This is a genomic window from Kitasatospora sp. NPDC001261, from assembly GCF_042896795.1.
In the GTDB taxonomy this organism is placed as follows: Bacteria; Actinomycetota; Actinomycetes; order Streptomycetales; family Streptomycetaceae; genus Kitasatospora.
This window is the reverse complement of the sequence record NZ_JBIAXP010000020.1, coordinates 133,369-151,279: the sequence shown is the minus strand read 5'-3', so window position 1 is coordinate 151,279 and position 17,911 is coordinate 133,369. Positions and strand designations below refer to the sequence as shown.

Below are 17,911 nucleotides of genomic sequence, written 5' to 3'. Positions count from 1 at the left end.
CCGGTGCGGCGCCGGGTCAGCGCACGCTGCCCGCGGGCTGCTTGCTCACGGACGGTGCGGACAACGGCCCCCCGAGCGGCAGGACGCGGTCGGCGCGGCCGGTGACCAGGGGAAGGTCGTGGCTGACCAGGACGACCGCCAGGCCCCGGCCGGTGCGCAGGCCGTCGAGGAGGTCCATGAGCGCGGCGGCGGTGTCGGTGTCGAGGGCGGAGGTGACCTCGTCGCAGAGCAGCACGTCGGGTTCGGCGGCCAGGGCGCGGGCCAGGGAGACCCGCTGGCGCTGACCGCCGGAGAGCTCGTGGGGGTGGCGGGCCGCGTAGTGCGCGGGCAGGCCGACGGCGTCGAGCAGTTCGGCGACGCGCTCCTCGCACCGGGCGGCGGGCAGGGCGAAGTGCAGCTTCAGCGGCCGGGTGAGGGTGGCGCCGACGGTGCGGGCGGGGTTGAGGGCGCCGAGGGGGTTCTGCGGGACGAGCTGGATGCGGCGGCGCTGGTCGCGGGTGCGGCGCCGGTAGGAGGCGGCCAGCGGCTGGTCGTGGAGCGTGAGGGTGCCGGTGTCGGGTGTGTGGAGTCCGGCGAGGGTGCGGACCAGGGTGGTCTTTCCGCAGCCTGACGGGCCGACGATTCCGGTGAGGGTGCCCGGGGTCAGGTCGAGGTCGACGTCCGCGAGGACGGTGCGCCGGGTGCGGCCGCTGCCCGTGTGGGCGCCGAGCGCCCGCACGCTCAGCACGGGGCCGCCGCCCTCGGCAGGCCGGGGCCCGCTCTCGGCCACCACCGCCGCCGGGCGGGTCGGCGGGGCCGACGCGGGCCACAGGGCGAGGGCGTCGTCGGCGCAGCGGGCGACGAGGTCGGGGTCGTGGCTGGTGAAGGCGATCGCGATGCCGTCGCGCTCGGCGATGGCGCGCAGCAGCTCGGCGATGTCGTCGCGCAGGGCGGCGTCGAGGCCCGTGGTGGGTTCGTCGAGCAGGAGGATCTCCGGCCGCCGGGCGAGGGCGCGGGCGAGGGCGACCCGGCGCTGCTGGCCGCCGGACAGCCCCGCGGTGCGGCGGTGTTCGAGGCGCTCGTCGGCGGGCAGCCGGACGGTGCGCAGCATTTCGGGCACGGAGGTGCGGCGGCGGTCGGCGGCGGTCTCGGTGACGAGGCGCTCGACGCGCATCCGCGGGTTGAGGCCGGAGCCCGGGTCCTGGCCGACGAAGGCGAGCCGGTGGCGGCGGAGGCGGCGCAGTTCCTCGGGCGGCAGGGCGAGGATGTCCTGGCCGAGGACGTCGACGCTGCCGGCGCTGACGCGGGCGCCGGGCGGGAGGGCGCCGACGAGGGCGCGCAGCAGGGTGGTCTTGCCGGCGCCGGAGGGGCCGGTGATGGCGTGGACCCGGCCCGGGACGAGGGCGAGGTCGGCGTCGGCGAGCAGGGGCGTGTCCCCAAGCATGACGGTCAGGCCGGTGGCGCGGGCGGCGGGGGCGGGGGCGCTCACAGCGGGGGTGCTCACAGCGGGGTCTCCGGGGTGGGCCGGGCGGGGGCGAGGGCTTCGGCGGCGAGGTTGACGCTGATGGCGAGCAGGCCGATGGCCAGGCAGGGCGCGCCGACGGCCCAGGGGTTGAGGGTGATGCCCGCGGCGTTCTCGCGGATCATCAGCGCCCAGTCGGCCTCGGGTGGTTGGGGGCCGAGCTGGAGGAACGCGGCGACGGAGACGATGTAGACGCCTTCGACGAAGCGCAGGCCGAACAGCGCCAGCAGGGTGGAGCGCAGGTTGGGCAGGACCTCGCGGAGCATCAGGTGCCCCAGCCGTTCGCCGCCCGCGGCCGCCGCCTCGATGTAGCCGGTGGCGGCGATGGGGGCGGCCGCGGCGGCGACGATGCGCACCGCGTACGGGATGCCCAGGAGGACGGCGGCGGCTGCGACGGCCAGGCGTCCTCCGGCGGGCCAGGCCAGGGCGATGAGCATGATGGCGAGGACGGAGGGCAGGAGGATCGTCAGGTCGGCGAGGCGTTCGATCCACCGGCCCAGCCGGGGCCGCAGGGCGGCGAGGATGCCGAGGGCGGTGGCGGCGGCGGTGACGACGAGGGCGATGGCCAGGGCGGTGGCGATCAGGGGCGCGCCGCCGGTCAGCAGGCGGCTGAGGACGTCGCGGCCGAGCTGGTCGCCGCCGAGCGGCGCGTCGGCGCCGGCCCCGGCGTACGGGAAGGTGACCGGGGTGTCGATCGGGTGGGGCGCCAGGAGCGGCCCCACGAGGGCGAGGAGGACGAGGAGCAGCGCGGGGACGGCGCGGACGAGGGCGCGCGCCGTGCGCCGGGTGGCGGGCGCAAGGGCCGCTGCTGTCGGGGCGTCGGCGGTCATCGGCGCTCCTCTCCGAGGGCGGTGGTGCGGACGAGGTCGGCCAGCAGCAGGAGCAGGCTGATGGCGGCTCCGGCCGCGGCCACGACGCCGGCGATGAGCGGGGTGTCGCGGTCGGTGATGGCTCCGGCCAGGACGGCGCCGATGCCGGGGTAGTTGAAGAGGGTCTCGACGACGACGGTGCCGCCCAGCAGCATGCCGGCGGAGGTGGCGATGCCGACGGCGATGGCGGGCAGCGCGCCGGGGAGCATGTGGTGGCCGAGGACGCGCCGGCGCGGCAGGCCGTCGAGGACGGCGGCCTGGACGTGCGGCAGTGCGGCCTGGTCGGCGAGGGCGCCGCGCACGATGCGGGTGTTCCAGCCGATCTGGGGGACGGCCAGGGAGAGCAGCGGCAGGACGAGCATGGTCCAGGATTCGGGGGCGCCGTCGGGGCCGGTGAGGGTGACGGCGGGCAGCCAGCCGGTCCACTGGGAGAGCAGGAGCAGGAGGGCGACGGAGACGACGAACTCCGGCAGGGCGAAGGCGGCGGTGGAGAGCGCGTCGACGGCCCGGTCGGTGCGCCCGCCGGGGCGCAGCGCGGCCCAACTGCCCAGCGCGAGGGCGCCGATGGTGCTCAGGGCGAGGGCCAGGGTGCCGAGCAGCAGGGTGTTGGGGAAGGGGCCGGCGAGGACGTCGGTGACGTGCTGGCCGCGTGCGGTGGTGCCGAGGTCGCCGGTGGGCAGGCCGGTCATCCAGTCCCAGAAGCGTTCCACGACCGGGCGGTCGAGCCCGAGGGCGGTGCGGCGGGCGGCGAGGTCGGCGGCGGTGACGCCGCGGTCGGAGGTCGCGCCGGCGGCGTCGCCGGGGAGGAGCTCGACGGCGGCGAAGACGCCGGCGAGCAGGACGACGAGCATGGCCAGGCGCCGGGCGGCCTGCCGGGCGACCCGGCCCGCACCGGGGAGGATGCGGGCCGGGACGCTGTGCGGCTGAAGGGTGGTCAACGGGACAGCCAGGTCTTCTCGAGCTGGACGCGGCCGTAGCCGGGGAGCTTGGGCAGGTCGCGCACGGCGGCGCCGGCGAGGTCGATGCCGTCGGCCATGCCCCACAGCAGGTAGCCGGACCTGGCGAACTCGATCTCCTGGAGCTGGTGCAGCAGCGTGCCGCGCGCGGCGGCGTCGGCGGTGCCCATGGCGGTGCGGTAGGCCTCGTCGAAGGCGGGGTCCTTGAAGCCGGACTCGTTCTGGCCGGCGTCGGAGAGCATCGTCTTGGAGGCGAAGAAGACGACCGAGTCGTTGGTGCCCCAGTACGTCGTGTAGAGCGTGCCCTTGAGCCAGGTTGCGTCCCAGAACACCTTGGAGTCCTGCTTGACGACGTTGATCTTCACGCCGGCCTCGCGGACCTGGGTGGCGAACAGGGTCGCGGACTCGGCCAGGCCGGAGATGTCCTCGGTGGTGATGAGGTCGTAGGTCCGGGAGGTGTCGAATCCGGCGTCCGCGAGGAGTTGCTTGGCCTTGGCGAGGTCGCGGGTGCGCTGGGGGATGTCCTTGGCGAGGGCGGGGTCGCCGGTGCCGAGGATGTCGTTGGCGACGCTGCCGTAGCCGGAGAGGACCTGCTTGACCATCGCGTCGCGGTCGACCGCCAGCTTCAGCGCCTCGCGCACCCGGGGGTCGGCGAAGGGGCCGTCGGCGGTGCGCATGACGATCGGCATCGCCATGTCGTTGGGGCGGCGCAGGATCTGAACGTCCTTGCGGGCCTCGGCGGTGCGGGCGGCGACGGCGCCGACGTTGGAGGCGACGTCGATCTGCCCGGCGAGCAGGGCGTTCGCCATGGCCTGGGGGCTCTCGAAGAGGCGGACCTCGACGGCGTCGAGGAGGACCTTTCCGCCGTACCACTGGTCGTTGCGCACCAGGCGGGCGTTGCCGTCGCGGTACCAGTCGAGCTTGAACGGGCCGGTGCCGGGGGCTCCGGCGATCGCGTCGTCCTTGGTGTCCTTCTTGAGGACGAAGGTGGTGAGGCGGGTCTGCAGCGGCAGGTCCGCGTTGGGGTAGTCGGAGACCAGGACGACGGTCTTCGGGTCCTCGGCCCTGATGCCCTCGGGCTGGATGCCGGGCAGGCGGCTCTTGCCGGCCGGGGTGTTGCGCAGGCGCTGCAGCGACCAGACGACGTCGTCGGCGGTGACGGGGGTGCCGTCGTGGAAGACCGCGCCGTCGGCGATCGTGAAGCGCCAGGTCGTCAGGTCCTCCGACGGCTTCCAGGAGGCGGCCAGGCGCGGGACGGTGTTGGCGGTGTCCCCGGGTATCGCGAGGGTGTCGTAGAGCAGACTGATGATCAGGTAGTCGCTCTCGTTGGCCTGGGTGCCGTGCGGGTCACGGGTGATCGCCGAGGCCTTGCCGAGGGCGCCGACCTTCAGTGTTCCCCCGGCGCGGGGCTGTGCGGACGCCGTACCGGCCGGTGCGGCGTCCTTGGATCCGCCCGTGCCGCTGCCGCAGGCGGCCAGCGCACCGGCCGCCCCGATACCGGCACCGGCCCACAGCAGCTGTCGTCGGGTGACGCGCACGTTCGTTCCTCGTTTCGGGTTGAGCTCGTTTTGCTTAGGCTTACCTACCCTAAGTTCGAGGCCGCTCGCAACCCGCACGGCGGAGCGCACGCTCATCCGGGCCATGCGCCCCTCACTCCCAAAACACCGCGTGAGCAGCAGGATTGACCCTGCGCGGCCTGTGCGCCGCCGCCGGAAGCCGAGACTACGTAAATGTAGACATCCGATTTGGGTAAGGCTTGCCTTACTTCGAAGTCGTTGTTACGTTCATGTCGTCCGGCCGTTCGAGCCGCCCCGGACCCCACGCCCCACGCGCTGCTCCCGCCCGTCCCACACCGGTGCGGTGATGCCGCGTGCTCGCACACCTCTCCCGTCCCGCCCCCGGAAGGTCCCGCCGTGCCCACCTGCCCTGCCCCGGTACGCCGCCTCGACACCGCCACCGCCCAGGAACTGACCGACACCGCCGCCGAGTTGCTGGCCCGCCACGGCTCCGCGACCAGCCCCGACCTGCTGGCCGACCTGCCCGCGACCCGCACCCGGCTCAGCACGGAACTCCGGCACGCGCTGCGCCCGGTGGACACCGCCGACGGCCTGTTCGTGCTGCGCGGCCTGCGCCCCGACGACACCGAACTCGGCCCCACGCCCGGCCACTGGTCGACCGTCGGCGACGCCGGCGCGCTGTGGGACGTGACACTCCTGCTGGTCTCCGCCCTGATGGGCACCCCGATCGCCTGGGACGGCCAGCAGGACGGCCGGTTCGTGCACAACATCGTGCCCTCGCCCGGGCACGAGAGCGAGCAGACCGGCGCCTCCAGCTCCGTCCTGCTCACCCCGCACACCGAGGACGCCTTCCACCCCGGCCGCGCCCACCTGCTGCTGCTCTGCTGCATGCGCAACCACGACCGGATCGCCACCACCGCGGCCGGCGTACGGCTGACCGCGCTCGCCCAGGCCGACCTGGACCAGCTGAAGCGCCCCGTCGCGCCGATCCTGCCCGACGACGCCTACGAGCAGGCCCAGCAGTTCCCCGGCCGGCCCGCCCCGGTACCCACCCTCTTCGACTCCCCCGACGGCCTGACCATGCGCTACGACCCCGCCTACACCCCGCTGGAGGGGACGGACGAGGCCTGGCGCGGCGCCTACGAGCGCCTGGGCGAGGAGCTGGCCCGGGTGTCCGTCGCGGTGAGCCTGGAGCCGGGCGACGTCCTGGTCGTCGACAACGACCTCGTCGTCCACGGCCGCGTCCCCTTCCGGGCCCGCTACGACGGCACCGACCGCTGGCTCAAGCGCGCCTCCGTCCGGGTCGAGGACCGCCCCACCCGCCCGCTCGCCGAGCACGACGAGCACGGCTACGGCCAGGCCGCCCTCACCGCCTGGGCCTCCTGACCGCCCGCTCTCCCCCCTGCTTTCCAGACGCCGCCTCACCGAACCGAAAGGGCACCCGCGTGGACCGGGACGACACCACCCTGCGCGTACTCTCCACCAGCGACCTCGCCGGCCTGGACATCACCCTGGCCGACGTCGTCGACACCGTCGAACAGGCCTACCGCACCCTGGCCGCCGGCCGGTCCGACAACCCCCGCAAGCTCACCGTCCGGCCCGCCGACGGCCACTCCGTCTCCTACGCCATGCTCGGCCGCGACGGGGTGCGCAACGTCGTCGCGTTCAAGACCTCGTACAAGCACGGCCTGGACAAGGGCCGCGACGAGCAGCACTACTACACGACGCTGACGGTCTACGACGACGTCACCGGCCTGCCGGTCGCCATGATGGACTGCTCCCGCATCGGCTCGCTGCGCACCCCGGCCGTCTCCGCCCTGCTGGCCCGCGAGTGCGCCTCCCCCGACGCCGCCACCGCGCTGGTGATCGGCACCGGCACCCAGGGCCGCCTCGCGCTGCCGTTCCTGCTCACCACGCTGCCCGGGCTGAAGCGCCTGCTGCTCTCCGGCACCCACCCCGACGGCATCGCCGCCGTCCGCCAGGAGCTGGAGCGCCACTTCCCCGGCCGCGAGCTGGAGTTGGTCACCGACCTCGAGGCGGCCGCCCGGGACGCGGACGTCATCGTCGCCACCGCCGGCGGCCACACCCCCGCCGCCGTCGAGGCCGACTGGCTGAAGCCCGGCGCGACCGCGATCCTCGTCGGCCACGGCCTCGCCCCGTCCACGCTGCACCGCGCGGACCGGGTGATCGCCACCAGCGAGGCCCAGATGCGCGTCACCGGCACCGACATGGCCGACGCCGACGGCACCCTGCCCGCCGTCGACCTGGAACTGCCCGCCGCCATCTCCGGCGCCTCCAACGCCCGTACCGCGCCCGACCAGCGGATCTTCGCCTACAACAGCGGCCTGGTCGTCACCGACATCGCGCTCGGCCACCGCTTCGCCCAACTCGCCGCCGACCAGGGCCTGGGCACCGAGGTGGACCTGTGGCGCTGACCCTGCCCGCCCACCCCGACCCCCTCACCGAGCGCCTCCACGCGAGCGGCCTGCTCCACGAACTCGCCCACGGCCTCGGCGGAGGGTTCCACTACCTGCTGCCCGAGCGCTTCGACGCCAACCTCGCCGCGTTCCGCGCCGTCCTCGCCGACACCGGCGTGGACGGGCGGGTCTACTACGCCAAGAAGGCCAACAAGGCCGCCGCGTTCGTCGAACGCTGCGCCGCCACCGGGGCCGGGGTCGACGTCGCCTCGCTCGGCGAGCTGCGCGAGGCGCTCGGCCACGGCGTGCGCGGCGAGGACCTCGTCGTCACCGGCCCCGCCAAGTCCGAGGCCCTGCTGCGCATCGCGGCCCTCCAGGGCGCGCTGATCGCCGTCGACGCCCTCGACGAACTGGAGCGCGTCCTGCACCTGGACGTCCCCCGGCCCGTCCGCCTCCTGCTGCGCCGTCACCCGCCGGCCCAGCCCCGTAGCCGCTTCGGCCTCGACGACGACCAGCTGGACGCCGCGCTGTCGCGCTGCGCCGCGGCCGGTGGGCGGGTCCGGATGGAGGGCTTCAGCTTCCACCTGTCCGGCTACGAGGTGCGGCCGCGCACCGACCTCGCGGGCGAACTCGTCGACCTGTGCCTCAAGGCCCGGACGATGGGCCTGCCGGCGGACCGGATCAGCATCGGCGGCGGCTTCGCCGTCGACTACGTGCCCGCCGACGCCTGGGAGCTGTTCCTCGCCGAGCAGGAGCCCGGGCACTACCACGGCGGCAGGGCGTTCACCACGGGCGACTTCTACCCCTACCACTCCCCCGTCGCCGGGGCCGACGCGCTGCGCTCGATCCTCACCGGCCGCCCGGGCGGGCACGGGGCCGACCTGGCCGAGCGGCTGCGGGAGGCCGGCGTGACGCTGCTGCTGGAACCCGGACGCGCGCTGCTCGACCGGGCCGGCTCCTCCGTCTTCGTCGTCCAGGGCGTCAAGGACCGGGCCGGATACGGCATCGTCACCGTCGACGGCACCAGCCTGAGCCTGTCCGAGCAGTGGTTCAACAGCGAGTACCTGCCCGAGCCCGTACTCCTGCCCCGCTCTCCCGGCCAGGCGGCCGAGGAGTACCGGGCGTGCGTCGGCGGCGCCAGCTGCCTCGACTCCGACCTCCTGACCTGGCGCAAGATCCCCTTCCCCGCCCGGCCCCGGGTCGGCGACCTCCTCGTCTACCCCAACACCGCCGGCTACCAGATGGACTCCAACGAGTCCCCCTTCCACGACCTCCCCCTGCCGGCCAAGGTCGTCGTCCAGCACGAGGACGGCCGACCGCGCTGGCGCCTCGACCGCCGCCCCGCCCTCTGATCCCACTGATCCGACGCCGCCCACCGCGCTCACCAGAAAGCCCCCCGCCATGACCGACGCCCTGCACCGCCCCCCGGTGGTCACCCGGATCTCCGACCTCATCGGCTACACCCCGCTGTTCGAACTCGCCCGCGCCGACAACGGCGCCCGCCTGCTCCTCAAACTGGAGATGTTCAACCCCACCGGCAGCGCCAAGATCCGCATGGCCCGGCAGATGGTCCTCGACGCCGAGGAGCGCGGACAGCTGCGCGAGGGCGGCCACATCATCGAGTCCACCTCCGGCAACACCGGCCTCGGGCTGGCCGTCGTCGCCGCCGAACGCGGCTACCGCTTCACCGCCGTCGTCGACAACCACGCCGCCGCCGACAAGCTGCGCGGCATGAAGGCCATGGGCACCGAGCTGGTGTACGTCGACGCGGACACCGACGGCGAGGAGCTGCACACCGCCGCCCGCGAGGAGCTCGCCGAGGAGATGGCCCGCGGCAAGGACAACACCTTCTTCACCGAGCAGCACAACAACCCCAGCAACGCGGTCGGTTACCACGCGGTCGGCCGGGAGATCGCCCAGGCCCTGGACAACCGGGTCAACGTGCTGGTCGGCGCCGTCGGCACCGGCGGCGGGCTGTGCGGCACCGCCCGCGAGCTCAAGGCGTACGTGCCGGACGTGACGGTCGTCGGCGTCGAGCCGAAGGGCTCCATCGCCTTCGGCCCGCCCGCCCACGACTACTACCAGTCCGGCACCGGCACCCCCGAGGGCGCCACCATCGGCCTGCTCGTCGACTACGACCTCATCGACGAGGGCGTCAAGGTCGGCGACATCGAGGCCTTCGCCACCGCCCGCGTCGTCGCCCGCCGCACCGGGCTGCTCATCGGCGGCTCCGCCGGCGGCGTCGTCCACGACGCCCTGGCCCGCCTGACGACCCTGCCGCCGGACGCCGTTATGGTCGCGTTCATCAACGACGGCGGGGAGAAGTACCTGGACACCGTCTTCAACGACGACTGGATGACGGCCCGCGACCTCCTCGACGAGGCCGTCGAGACCGACATCGACGAATCCCTCGCCAAACTCCGCAGGCCCTGACACCTCCAGAGACGTGACACCCAGAGACGTGACACCCACCATGCAGCAGCTGACCACCCTGGCGCGCGACAGCCGCGCGCTCGCCGCCCTCGCCGTGCCGCTCGCCCTCACCCAGCTCGCCCAGGTCGCCCTCACCACCACCGACACGATCATGATGGGCGTCCTGGGCACCGAGGCCCTCGCGGCCGGTGGCCTCGCCCTGGTGATCTTCAACCAGCTCCGCACCATGGGCGTCGGGCTGGTCACCTCCGTCGGCAACCAGGTGGCGGCCGCGGCGGCCCGGGCCGAACGCGCCGGAACCGCCGAGCCCACTGGAACCGCCGCCGACGCCGACACCGACGCCGCCGACCAGGAAGTCCGGGGCCTGGTGCGGGCCGCGATGGCCGTCGCCACCCTCGCCGGGCTGGCCGGCGCCGTCCTGATGGTCCTCATCGGCCAGGCCGCCACCTGGCTCGGCCAGGACGCGGAGGTCGCCCACCGCGCCCAGGGCATGCTCGCCGCCCTCGCCCCCGGCCTCGTGCCCTGCCTCTGGTTCCAGGCGATCCGCCAGTTCACCGTCGGCATGCGCCGCCCCCAGGCGCTGCTGCGCATCACCCTCGCCTCCGTCGCCGTCAACGCCGCCCTCAACTGGGCCTTCATCCACGGCACCTGGGGCCTGCCCCGACTCGGCCTCACCGGCATCGGCGTCGCCACCAGCAGCGTCTACCTGCTGTCCTTCCTCGCCCTCTACGCCTCCGCCCGCCGCGACGACCGGCTGGCGCCGCTGCTGAGCCTGGACTTCTGGCGCGCCGACTCCGCGACCGTCCGCCGCCTGCTCGGCCTCGGCACGCCGATCGCCGCCACCTACGGCTCCGAGGCCGGGTTCTTCTCCGTCACCGCGCTGCTCGCCGGCAGCTTCGGCCCCGCCGCGCTCGCCGCCCACACCGCCGTCAACCAGCTGATCTACATCGTCTTCCAGGTCGCCGTCGGCCTCTCGCACGCCGCGTCCATCAACGTCAGCCGCGAACTCGCCCTCGGCGAGTACGCCGCCGCCCGCCGCATCAAGAACACCGCGCTCGCCTGCGGCGCCGTGGTGATGACGGTCGTCGGCATCCTCTACCTCGCGCTCCCGGACCTCGTCCTGCGCCCCTACTTCGACCCGAACGCGCCCACCGACCAGCAGGGCCTGGAGATCGCCACCGGCCTGCTCGTCGTCGTCGCCGTCCTGCAGTTCTTCGACTGCGCCCAGAACATCGGCGTCGGCCTGCTGCGCGGCCTCGACGACACCAGGAGCGGCTTCCGCATCACCCTCGTCGGCTACTGGGCCGTCGGCCTGCCCGCCTCCTGGCTCCTCGCCTACCCCCTCGGCGGCGAGACCCGCGGCCTCTGGTTCGGCCTGCTGATCGGCCTCGCCACCACCGCGGTCCTCCTGCTGCGCCGCTACGGCCGCGCCCTCACCGCCAGGGCCGCCGCGGCACCGGACGCCGTCGCCGCCGGAGCCTGACAGCCCGTCGGCGGTGCCGGAGGGCGGGTGCCACCCCGCCCGTCCTCCGGCGCACCACCCTGCTCCGCATCCACCCACCACCACGTGAGACTCCCCCATGCACGCTGCCTCGCTCGCCGCCACCGCCACCCCGTACGTCCTGCCCCCGCTGTGGCGCGTCCTGACCAAGGCCGGCTACTTCCTCGGCCTCAGCGCGGCCATCGGCACCACCGTCACCTACGCCACCACCGTCCGCCCCGCCCTGCGCGGCGCGGACCCCGACGACTCCAGGGTCCTGCGTGCCAGGGCCGCGACCTACCTGGCCGTGTCCGGCGTGGTCCTCCTGGTCGCCGGCTACTTCCAGCTCGCCGCCCGCCTCGCCCGCGCCGGCAAGGGCATGCCCTTCGGTGACGCCCTCGCCCCCGGCAGGCTCTGGGACTACCTCCAGGCCCCGGCCGCCAAGGGCGCCTGGATCGCCCAGGGCACCGTCCACCTCGTCCAGAACGCCGTCCTGGCCGCGACGGCCGTCCTGCTGGCCGCCCTGTTCGTCCCGGCCGTACGCCGCCACGTCGACGCGATAGCGCTCACCGCGCTGCCGGCCGCCCTCGCCGTCACCCTGATCGCCGCCGTCCCGACCACCACCCCCGCCGGGCTCGACCGCTGGCTCGACCTCCTCCTCGACCAGGCGCACATCGTCTCGGGCACCGTCTGGCTCGGCGGCCTCCCCCTGCTCGTCGCCCTCGCCGGCACCCGCGGCCGGCTCGGCACGGGCGCCGGCCTGCTGTGGGCGGACCTGTGGCGCCGCTTCAGCCTGGTCGCCATGGTCTGCGTCGCCGCCGTCACCGTCTCCGGCCTCTGGCTCAGCTGGAAGCACGTCGGCGCGGTCTCCCAGCTGTGGACCACCGGCTACGGCCTCGCCCTGCTCGTCAAGGTCCTCCTCGTCCTCGGCCTCGTCACCGCCGGCGCCTTCAACCAGTTCTGGCTGATGCCCCGCATCGCCCACGCCCGGCGCGCCGACGACACCTCCTCCCTGCTCCACCTCACGCTGCGGCACTTCCCGAAGGTCGTGTGGGGAGAGGTCGCCCTCGGCGTCGCCGTCCTGGCGGTCGTCCCGTTCATCACCGGATCGGCGCGCGCCGAGGCCGCGGACGCCAAGGCCGTCTCCTCCGGCACCGTCTTCGCGGCCGGCGCCGCCCTCGCGCTGGCCCTCGGCGTCTCCCTCTACGCCACCGCCAAGGCCTCCGACGCCCTGGCCCGCCGTCAGGGCGCCACCGCCTGACGACGGACGTGGGGCCGCCGACCCGGGTCGGCGGCCCCACGTGTCCCTCCGCCCGCGCGTCGTCGACCCGGGCACGAACCAGGCAGCGGCAGTCCGGAGCCGGCCCGCCGGAGGCGGAGACGCCGCCCCCGGGCAGCGGACCGGACGCACCCCGGCATGACCCGCGTCATCGCCGACATCTCGGTCTCCCCGGACGGCTTCGTCACCGGCCCCGACCCCGGACCGGACAACGGCCTGGGCACCGGCGGCCCGGCCCCGCACGCAACTCCCGGGAGGCCAGGAGGGGTTCACGTGCGGGGCGCCGCTCGGATACGGGTGGCGGGTGCCGGGGTCAGCCCGCGGCGCAGCCGCCGTTCCGGCAGTCCTGCCAGAGGTCCCAGGGGCCACCCGGAGCCTGCTCGGAGATCCGGGCCGTCCACGACGTGGCATTCCACATGTGCGCGAGCACCGTCAGCCGCCCGTCCGCCGACTGCGTGACGGAGGAGGGAGTGGCCACCCCCGCCGGGAGCGGGCCGGATCCCAGGTCGTTCCAGGAGCCCCAGACCCCGGGGGCGCTCTGCTCGTTGACGTACAACCGCGGGCTGCCCGAGCCCTGGTAGACCTCGAAGAAGGCCAGCGTGCCGTCCGCCCGCTGGAAGGCCACCGGTGGCCCGAAGAACCTCGGCACGCCCGCCCCGGCGGGGCCGAAGGGCTCGGGCGCCGACCACGGACCGTCCGGGCCGGCCTGGTGGATCCGTACCAGGACCGACGACTGGTATCCGATGGTGAACACCTCCAGGGCGCCGTCGGCGTCCGCGGCGGCGGTGAGCACCAGGTTCTGGAAGTTGAGGCTCATGCCGTTGACCTGGCTCCAGGCGCCGAACGGGCCGCCGGGGGCGGACTGCGTCCGGTACCAGATGGTCTGGCCGGTGGCGTAGTCGGTCGAGAAGACCGCGAACCGCGCCTGGGTGCCGTCGGGACGGGTGACCGTGGTGGACTGGCCCTCGGTGCCCGGGGGAGTTCCGGTGTCCCTCGGCAGGCCCGTCTCCGCGTCCGGTGCGGCGAGCACCGACGCCGGTGCCCCTGTCCGCACCTGCGCCTGCGCGGTCGGTGCGAGGAGGCCCACCGCACTGATGAGTGCGGCGCAGACGGTGGCCGCCGCCGTGAATCGCCGTGGGCTCTTCGGCATCGCTGGTTCCTGCCTTCCGATCGGTCGTCGAGGCCCGGCCGGGCGGGGCGCGGGCTGCCGGCCATCCTGCCCGCCAGGGCGACGGGTTCGGGCGCCCGCACCCGGGAATGGCCTGAACACGCGGGCCGCACCCGTACACCGTGGAGTCCACGGCAACCGTCCACTCCCCCCGGCCCACCGCATCGTCGACCTGAACGTGTTCCAGTAGCTTCGCCCAGGTCTCGGATTGTCGCACCCGACGGGTTCAATGGAACCGACGAGACGACCGACGGGAGCACCGCGCATGGAACCAACCTTCTTCTCAAGTCCTGAGGAGTTCCGGGACTGGCTGGAGGAGCACCATGCGACTGCCTCCGAATGCCGGGTGGGCATGTGGAAGAAGGGAACGGGCAAGCCCACCCTGAGCTGGTCGGAGGCGGTCGACCAGGCCCTGTGCTACGGCTGGATCGACGGCCGGCAGAGCCCGATCGACGACTTCTCCTGGACGATCCGGTTCACCCCGCGCAGGCCGCGCGGCAACTGGAGCCAGGTCAACCTCCGCAAGATCGAGGAGCTGACCGCGCAGGGGCTCATGCGGCCGGCCGGCATCGCGGTGTTCGAAGCCCGTGACCGGGGCCGCGAGGAGAAGCCGGTCTGGGAGTTCGAGGCGGCGCAGCTGGCTCGTTTCCAAGCGGAACCGCGGGCGTGGGAGTGGTTCAGCGGGCAGGCGCCGTCCTACCGCAAGTCGGCGATCCACCATGTGATCAGTGCCAAGCGGGACGAGACTCGGGAGCGGCGGTTGGACCAGCTGATCGCCGACAGCCTGGAGGGGGTGCGGCTCAAGCCGTTCCGGCGCCCCGGAACCTGAGGGCCCGGCAGACCCGCCGACTCGTGACCAGGCGACTGCCGGAACGGACGAACCCACCCTGTTGAACGGAACTGTTCTCGAAGCCCTGCCTCGTCCGCTTCAAGACGGGTGAAGGTCTCCGCGGGTGCGCGGCCGGCCGTATCGTTCGACGAGGGCGTTGCCGATCGAGGCCAGGTGGTCTCGCACACCCGGAGGGCCGGTCACCTCGACCCATTCGACCAGCCCGGAGAGCTCGCCGGCGAGGATGTACTCATTGGGGCCGCGGATCACGACCTCGATGCGGCCATCGGTCGTGGAACCTCCCACGTCGAGCCGGTCGCCGAGCGCCATCCGGAGTATGCCTATCCCGTCGGGTGTGCATACCGCCTGGACCTCCAGCGGCGTTCGTTTGCGATCGACCTCTTCGGCGATCTCATTCCAGCTCTCGGCAAGGTCGAAGTCCCCGGGTCGGTGCACAGGGTCGCCGGTCGGGTCAGCGGACGACACGCGGTCGATCCGGAAGACCCGTCGGCCGGTCCCGGTGTTGGAGACGAGGTACCACACAGGACCTTTGGCGACGATGCCCAGCGGGTGGACGGTTCTCCGGGTTTCGACGCCTTTGCTGTCGACGTAGCCGAGCGACACCTGGACGCCGCTGATCACCGCGTCCTGGAGTTCGTCGAGGAAGCGCGGCGGCCGGTGCTCGATCCGGCTCGCCCCCCATCGCTGCGGGTCCACGACCAGCGACGCCGCCGCTGCCTCGGCCTGCACCTGGAATGGCTTCGGTAGGGCATGGACGAGCTTGCGCAGGGCTGCCTTCATCGCCGGCGTCGCATCCGAGGCCGGACCGACGGCCAGGAACAGGGCGCGGGCCTCACTGGCGGTCAACCCGGACAGGTCGGTACGAGCGCCGCCCACGAGGCGCCAGCCGCCACCTCGGCCCTGTACGGAGTACACGGGCACCCCGGCCATGGCCAGGGCGTCGAGGTCGCGGCGGGCGGTGCGCTCGGAGACGTCCAGCTCTCGGGAGACCTCTGCGGCTGTCACCTGCTCGCGCCGTTGGAGCAGGAGGAGTACGGCCACCAGCCGATCGGATCGCATGCTGACAAAAGTCTCATGGAAACCGGTCATGGGGTGACCGGTTTGGGGAGCACGATGGCGACATGGCCTCATCGAGGAGGTCGACCGCCGGCGAACGCCCCAGAGAGGAAATGCAGTGTTCAATCCAGCAGAATTTCCCGAGCCCACCCTCGTCCAGGTCAACGGTGTGGAGCTCGAAGTCTTCGAGGCAGGCCGAGAGAACAAGGGCAAGCCCATCGTGCTCTGCCACGGCTGGCCGGAGCACGCCTTCTCCTGGCGTCACCTGATGCCCGTCCTCGCAGCGACCGGCTACCACGTCATCGCACCGAACCAGCGGGGCTATGGCAACTCATCCCGCCCGACCGAGGTGACGGACTACGACATCGAACACCTGACGGGTGACCTCGTCGCGCTCCTGGACCACTACGGCTACGAGGACGCCACCTTCATCGGCCATGACTGGGGTGCGTTCGTCGTCTGGGGGCTGACCCTGTTGCACCCCGACCGGGTGAACAAGCTGATCAACCTGAGCCTGCCTTACCAGGAGCGCGGAGAAACGCCGTGGATCGAGGTCATGGAGACCTTCCTCGGCGGCGACTTCTATTTCGTCCACTTCAACCGGCAGCCGGGCGTCGCGGACGCCGCATTCGATGCCAACACCTCCCGGTTCCTCCGCAACCTCTACCGGAAGAACGTGCCCCCCGCATCCCCAGAGCCGGGCATGGCGTTCATCAACCTCGCCAAGGCGGAAACAGCACTCGGTGAGCCCGTCATGAGCGACAGCGACCTGGCCGTCTACGTCGCCGCGTTCGAGACGTCGGGATTCACCGGCGGCATCAACTGGTACAGGAACCTCGACCGCAACTGGCACCAGCTGGCGGACGCGGACCCGGTCATCAAGCAGCCCGCCCTCATGATCTACGGCGACCAGGACTTCGCGATCCCGAGGTTCGAAAGACTGGCAGAGTTCGTGCCCAACGTGGAAGTGGTCGGCCTGGACTGCGGTCACTGGATCCAGGAGGAAATGCCGGAAGAAACCAACCAGGTGATTTCGGAATGGCTGGAGCGGCAGGGCTGGAGCCTGTCCGACAAATGATCACCGAGCGGGTGCATTGCTCGGTCCAAATTGCCTTGCCGTCCTGACGTCGGCCAGTAGGCGTCACCCGTAGGCGTCACGGCCCCGCGTGCGGGCGGCACCGTCAGGGCCGTCCCCGCTCCGCGATGGACCGGGTGACGGCGGCCAGGTGGTGGGAGGTCTCCCAGGCGCGCCGCTGGCTGGGGCCGCCGGGACCGGCCGCGAGGCCGTCGGCCCGGAGGCGGATCTCACCGTCCCCCCAGGACAGTTCGTCGTTCGTCCGACCGCCGAACCAGACCTCGGCCCGGGTGAGTTCGCGGCACAGCCGGAGCGTGTCGATCCCCGCCATGCCGACGGCCCGCACGACGTGCCAGTGCCGCCCGCTGGTGTAGCGCAGGTTGACGGGTGCGGCTCGCACGCGGGCGGGAGCGGGCGGCTCGGGGTGGGTGACGCCGTGGTCGCCGAAGTCGGGCGGTCGGCCTCCGGCCCGTCGGGCGACGCGCTCCCAGAGGTCGAGGTCGTGGCGGCGCAGCGCGGTGAGGACGTGGGGCGTGACGCGGCGCAGGGACGGCGGGAACGCGCCGCCGGCGAGCGCGATGCGCCGCCAGGGCAGTGCGCGGGCCCAGGCCAGGACCTCGGTTGCCCGTGGCACGAGGCCGGTGACCGTGTCGGCGTCGGGGAGGTAGCCGGCGTCGAGCAGCAGGTCGGTGTCCGGCGGCTTGAGCACGACGGCGTCGAGGGTGCGGCGGACGTCCTCGGTCAGTTCCCGGGGGCCGTGGGGCAGGTGGTTGAGGTCGACGCGCAGGCACCCTCCGGCGCCGTGGGCGAGCTGGGCCTGGCGGGTCTCGTCGAGGGAGCCGTCCGGGTCGGTGGTGCGGAAGGCGGGGACGAGCGTGTGGAGCCACTCGCGGAAGGCGTCGCTGAGCCAGCGCATCGCGTGGCCGCGGAAGCCGGTCCCCACGGCGCCGTACTGCCAGAGCTGCCCGCAGTCGACGGTCACGGTGAGGTTGCCGGGCAGGTGGTCCCCGGCGTGGTCGGCGAAGGTCTGCACGACGTCGGCCAGGCGCTGGTCGGGGTGGACTTCGAGGAGCGGGCGGATGCGCGCCTGGACGTCGGCGCTGATGTTGCGAAGGGCGATGAACTCGCCCGCCTTGCCACGCAGGATCGGTACGTACTCCATCGGCATCCCCCTGCTGACGGTGGCGCGTGCGTTACCCGGGGTTACTGTCGCCCCGCCAGTGTGCGACGCCCGCCGCCGTCGCACCAGGGCGCGCACCCGGCGCAGCGGGCGGGCGCGCGGCGACGGCGGCCGGACGGCCCGGCGGGCT

General features: G+C 73.3%; 15 protein-coding genes and 1 pseudogene. 9 read left to right on the top strand and 7 right to left on the bottom strand.

Annotated features, from left to right (window positions below; translation table 11 throughout):
* Nucleotides 1-16: 16 nt before the first annotated feature.
* Genes ACFY4B_RS26265 through ACFY4B_RS26250 form a run of 4 tightly spaced genes read right to left on the bottom strand, consistent with a single transcriptional unit; the run spans nt 17 to nt 4,864 of the window.
* Nucleotides 17-1,483, bottom strand: a complete 1,467-nt coding sequence (locus ACFY4B_RS26265; protein WP_387971608.1) for an ABC transporter ATP-binding protein — start codon at nt 1,481-1,483, stop codon at nt 17-19.
* Complete coding sequence (locus ACFY4B_RS26260; RefSeq protein WP_387971605.1) at nt 1,480-2,331, bottom strand: ABC transporter permease subunit; 852 nt, start codon at nt 2,329-2,331, stop codon at nt 1,480-1,482. Before ACFY4B_RS26260 ends, ACFY4B_RS26265 begins: the two co-directional genes overlap by 4 nt.
* Nucleotides 2,328-3,308: an ABC transporter permease gene (locus ACFY4B_RS26255; protein ID WP_387971603.1), complete on the bottom strand. Its 981-nt coding sequence runs from the start codon at nt 3,306-3,308 to the stop codon at nt 2,328-2,330. Before ACFY4B_RS26255 ends, ACFY4B_RS26260 begins: the two co-directional genes overlap by 4 nt.
* Nucleotides 3,305-4,864, bottom strand: coding sequence for an ABC transporter substrate-binding protein (locus tag ACFY4B_RS26250; RefSeq protein WP_387971600.1), 1,560 nt, complete (start codon nt 4,862-4,864; stop codon nt 3,305-3,307). The genes ACFY4B_RS26255 and ACFY4B_RS26250 overlap by 4 nt, the downstream gene beginning before the upstream one ends.
* A 375-nt stretch (nt 4,865-5,239) precedes the next feature.
* On the opposite strand from ACFY4B_RS26250, the gene ACFY4B_RS26245 reads away from it, so the two are divergent.
* The 7 genes and pseudogenes from ACFY4B_RS26245 to ACFY4B_RS26215 form a co-directional block, all read left to right on the top strand.
* On the top strand, nt 5,240-6,229 hold the full coding sequence (locus ACFY4B_RS26245) for a TauD/TfdA family dioxygenase (protein WP_387971597.1): 990 nt from the start codon (nt 5,240-5,242) through the stop codon (nt 6,227-6,229).
* A 59-nt stretch (nt 6,230-6,288) separates the two neighbouring features.
* A complete protein-coding gene (locus tag ACFY4B_RS26240) occupies nt 6,289-7,278 on the top strand; it encodes an ornithine cyclodeaminase family protein (protein ID WP_198959361.1) in 990 nt (329 codons plus the stop codon).
* On the top strand, nt 7,269-8,612 hold the full coding sequence (locus ACFY4B_RS26235) for a Y4yA family PLP-dependent enzyme (protein WP_387971593.1): 1,344 nt from the start codon (nt 7,269-7,271) through the stop codon (nt 8,610-8,612). Before ACFY4B_RS26240 ends, ACFY4B_RS26235 begins: the two co-directional genes overlap by 10 nt.
* A 49-nt stretch (nt 8,613-8,661) precedes the next feature.
* Nucleotides 8,662-9,693, top strand: coding sequence for a cysteine synthase family protein (locus ACFY4B_RS26230; protein WP_387971590.1), 1,032 nt, complete (start codon nt 8,662-8,664; stop codon nt 9,691-9,693).
* A 40-nt stretch (nt 9,694-9,733) separates the two neighbouring features.
* Nucleotides 9,734-11,176 carry an MATE family efflux transporter gene (locus ACFY4B_RS26225; RefSeq protein WP_387971707.1) on the top strand — a complete coding sequence of 481 codons (1,443 nt, stop codon included), beginning with the start codon at nt 9,734-9,736 and terminating at the stop codon, nt 11,174-11,176.
* A 97-nt stretch (nt 11,177-11,273) separates the two neighbouring features.
* Nucleotides 11,274-12,434 carry a CopD family protein gene (locus tag ACFY4B_RS26220; protein ID WP_387971587.1) on the top strand — a complete coding sequence of 387 codons (1,161 nt, stop codon included), beginning with the start codon at nt 11,274-11,276 and terminating at the stop codon, nt 12,432-12,434.
* A 156-nt stretch (nt 12,435-12,590) separates the two neighbouring features.
* Nucleotides 12,591-12,695 (top strand): annotated as a pseudogene (locus ACFY4B_RS26215) (dihydrofolate reductase); the annotation flags it as partial.
* Between the two features lie 70 nt (nt 12,696-12,765).
* On the opposite strand, the gene ACFY4B_RS26210 reads toward ACFY4B_RS26215, so the two are convergent.
* The gene (locus ACFY4B_RS26210; protein ID WP_387971584.1) at nt 12,766-13,602 is read right to left on the bottom strand and encodes a hypothetical protein; all 837 of its coding nucleotides are present in this window, start codon (nt 13,600-13,602) and stop codon (nt 12,766-12,768) included.
* A gap of 283 nt (nt 13,603-13,885) precedes the next feature.
* Here ACFY4B_RS26210 and ACFY4B_RS26205 point away from each other — a divergent pair, with 283 nt between their 5' ends.
* Entirely contained in the window at nt 13,886-14,449 is a 564-nt protein-coding gene (locus ACFY4B_RS26205; RefSeq protein ID WP_049651705.1) for a YdeI family protein, read from the top strand.
* 99 nt (nt 14,450-14,548) lie between these two features.
* Here the strand turns inward: ACFY4B_RS26205 and ACFY4B_RS26200 are convergent, their stop codons facing one another.
* Entirely contained in the window at nt 14,549-15,529 is a 981-nt protein-coding gene (locus ACFY4B_RS26200; protein WP_049651711.1) for a YafY family protein, read from the bottom strand.
* Between the two features lie 115 nt (nt 15,530-15,644).
* Here ACFY4B_RS26200 and ACFY4B_RS26195 point away from each other — a divergent pair, with 115 nt between their 5' ends.
* A complete protein-coding gene (locus ACFY4B_RS26195; protein WP_387971581.1) occupies nt 15,645-16,604 on the top strand; it encodes an alpha/beta fold hydrolase in 960 nt (319 codons plus the stop codon).
* A 103-nt stretch (nt 16,605-16,707) separates the two neighbouring features.
* Here the strand turns inward: ACFY4B_RS26195 and ACFY4B_RS26190 are convergent, their stop codons facing one another.
* Complete coding sequence (locus ACFY4B_RS26190; protein ID WP_049651707.1) at nt 16,708-17,763, bottom strand: beta family protein; 1,056 nt, start codon at nt 17,761-17,763, stop codon at nt 16,708-16,710.
* Nucleotides 17,764-17,911 lie beyond the last annotated feature (148 nt).